Source organism: Thomasclavelia sp. (genome assembly GCF_047249845.1).
GTDB lineage: Bacteria > Bacillota_I > Bacilli_A > Erysipelotrichales > Coprobacillaceae > Thomasclavelia.
In genome coordinates this window covers 1-2,360 of sequence record NZ_JBKTWO010000128.1, presented here as the reverse complement: position 1 = coordinate 2,360, position 2,360 = coordinate 1, and the positions used below count along the sequence as shown (strand labels likewise).

The 2,360-nt window shown below is 32.1% G+C and carries 2 protein-coding genes; one reads left to right on the top strand and one right to left on the bottom strand.

The window, feature by feature from the left end:
* On the top strand, positions 1–444 hold a 444-nt coding region (locus ACLR9T_RS13915), incomplete at its 5' end, for a hypothetical protein (RefSeq protein ID WP_413110085.1).
* 282 nt (positions 445–726) lie between these two features.
* Here the strand turns inward: ACLR9T_RS13915 and ACLR9T_RS13910 are convergent.
* On the bottom strand, positions 727–2,360 hold a 1,634-nt coding region (locus ACLR9T_RS13910), incomplete at its 5' end, for a UvrD-helicase domain-containing protein (RefSeq protein WP_413110084.1).

The window sequence follows — 2,360 nt, the reverse complement described above, 5'->3', positions numbered from 1 at the left end:
GATCTAGCTTCTCAAGAATATAATAAAACTCATAAGACATCTGAGGAAGTTATCAGAGAATTATCAACTAATAACACTAACAAAGTTCAACAATTAGGATTTAATAATAAACAATTAGAATCAACTTTATTTTTAGATGGGTTTGGTAGTTACTTTGAATACCATACTCTTAAGGAATGTTTGTCATTAATTTTTGAATTACCTGATTTAACCCTATTAGAGAAAATCAATTATAAGGGTTATGCTGGATTTAGGATAAAAACATCCGGACGACCTTACTCTGGATTTATTTTTAGAGAAGAAGAAGGCGAGATTTATTTAACCGGTCTAGTATCAGGTGATAAAATTATAGAAGCTACTACTGAAAATGACATGCGAGAGCTCGCTCGTATATTATTGAGCTATACAAACTATGTACTGGATAATAATAACTTTAGGGATTGATATAGCATTTAAAAAAAACATGGTATTAGGGCTAAATGTGGTTCATTTCCCCGTATGATAATACATCTAGGTATTGTGAGATGTGAGTTATTACCGACTCTGACTCCCTCCTGCAGAGCAACGTACCATGCTGATTCTATAATGAATCAGCTAATGATTTATTGGCGGTACTTTGTAAACATATGATGATTACATGATAAGGGATATATGACGTAATGATTAATAGGTAAGTATCACAGATACCAATGATTCTTGCCTATGTTCATTATTTACCATTTTCACTTAAAAAGGGTCTGCGTCGTAGGTAAATTTTGTTCCAGATAGAACCTTTGTAGACTCATAATCTTTATATTTGCTTCTTCTCCCCCTTTCAGAAATAAGATGTAGGTTTTTTCTGGCCCTCGAACCAATGACATATAACAGTTTTTTTGCACTTTCATCACTTGAGTCATTAAAGTTTGGAACCATGTCTTGTAATAGTCCAAATGATATAACAGTGTCATACTCTCCACCTTTTACTCCATGTATCGTTGACACTTTAATACCTGTTCTTGGTTTGAATGCATTACGAAATGCATTTATGTCTGTGGCAAAATGTTCATTATCTTTTTTTAGGCGATGAATTCTATCTTGTGAGCTTTTGAAAAAAGAGTCATAGTGCTCTTGTAGTTGAGGGTATGAGGAAACATCTACATTTATTCTTCTAAATAGTTCATCAAAAAAACTTCTTAGATAAATCAAACCGTCTACCTCATCAATTTTGATATCGTTAATAATATTTAAAAATAGTTGAGGGTTTAATCTTTGAATATCAACATGGCAAAAATGCATTTCTGACAATATATCAGAAACCCAACGCATTCGTTTGACATACATATTTGGAGATGGTTCAGTAAGAATTACCTGGGTGATTTTATACCAGAAGTTGTCAATATCTCTGGAAAAGGGCACAAGACCTGGACCATCAAAACTAAAATTTGGTAGTCTTGTAACTAAAGTCCTAGTTAAAGCTGCAAGATGCATCCACCATGGGGCCAGAATGCAAATTTCTTTCTGCTCAATTCCTAGTTGATTAACATTATATTCAATATACTTGCTTATGTGATCAACTAAATTATCCTTATAAACTTTTTGATTATACGTTACAACACTTTGGTAATTCTTAAACTTACTTTCCGAAGTTGTTTTGCTAGCTAATACATTGAAATTGATATAAAAATCTATTATTCTCTTTGAGCTTCTATAATTCTTATCTAAAGTCATATATGAAAATCGAGAATTAGTTATTTTCTCCAGCTCAGCTTGCGAGATTGCATACCCTCCTAATGAACCGTAAATGGCTTGGTTTGGATCTCCAACTACAAAAGCATTAATTTTACCTTCGCTAGATTGAATTATTTTGGAAACTATAGCGTATTGAATTTCTTTAGTATCCTGAAACTCATCTATGAAAATGTAGGAAAAAATACCACTTAATATTTTCGATATGGCATCTTTACTTATCAATTGGTATGAGAAGTATAGCATTTGCTCAAAATCAATTTGGTTATTTTTCCTTAATTGAATGTGGTATTCGTCAAGGATATTCTTGATTGCTCCATGCTTTTTGAGATAACCAGATAACTTTAAGCCTTTAGATGTGTAGTAATGATTGCAGTCATAATAATTAACTTTTTCAGTTTTGTAATTTGAACAAATTGTTGTAATTAACTCTTCAGAGTCATAGGTGTTCAGTATTTTAAAACCGTCCCTAAGATTTTCATGATAAATAGAGTAAGGTTTTAGCAGCCATTCATAGCAAAATGAATGGATTGTTCCAATCCATAAACGTGATGTATCTACTCCTAATAACTCAATTCGCACTTTAATTTCATCAGCAGCTTTATGGGTATAAGTGATCGCTAGTACATACTTTT